The organism is Mesorhizobium sp. M1396 (genome assembly GCF_040317725.1).
Classification (GTDB): Bacteria; Pseudomonadota; Alphaproteobacteria; order Rhizobiales; family Rhizobiaceae; genus Mesorhizobium.
In genome coordinates, this window is record NZ_JAMYLA010000166.1 from 1 (window position 1) to 588 (window position 588).

Annotated in this window: 1 protein-coding gene and 1 pseudogene; one reads left to right on the plus strand and one right to left on the minus strand. The window is 61.1% G+C overall.

Features of this window, described 5'->3' with window-relative positions:
* Positions 1 to 80: pseudogene (locus NKH02_RS34465) on the minus strand (TetR/AcrR family transcriptional regulator); the annotation flags it as partial.
* A 110-nt stretch (positions 81 to 190) separates the two neighbouring features.
* Here NKH02_RS34465 and NKH02_RS34470 point away from each other — a divergent pair.
* On the plus strand, positions 191 to 588 hold a 398-nt coding region (locus NKH02_RS34470), incomplete at its 3' end, for an SDR family NAD(P)-dependent oxidoreductase (RefSeq protein WP_352884313.1).

Below are 588 nucleotides of genomic sequence, written 5' to 3' on the forward strand. Positions count from 1 at the left end.
CCCTTGTCGCGAAACAGCCGGCTGGCCGCATCCAGAATCCGGCGACGGTTCTCCGCCATCTGCTCTCGACTGACCTTCATTTCAAAATTCTCCGATAGGCCTGTTGACTTTTACATGATGGCCATCATATTTAGCCACAATCATGATGAACGTCATGAATGTAGGTTCCATCAGAGAAAAGAGCAATGCCATGACCGTCATTCCGTCAGTCCTCATCACCGGCGCATCCACCGGCATCGGAGCTTCCTATGCCGAGCGCTTCGCGCGCCGCGGACACGACCTCGTGCTGGTTGCCCGTGACGTGGCACGAATGGAGGCTCTGTCGGCGCGCCTGGTTGAGGAGACCGGCGTGGCGATCGACATCATCCAGGCTGATCTTACCCAACCTGCCGAGCTTGCAGCGGTGGAGACGCGGCTGCGCGACGACGCCCGCATCGGAATCCTCGTCAACAACGCCGGAACGGCCATCGGCGGAAGCTTCGTCGAACAGAGCACCGATGACGTGGCGCGGCTCGTTGCGCTCAACACGACCGCGCTTCTGCGGCTTGCCAGCGCCATCGCCCCGCGACTTGCGAAGGCGGGTGCAGG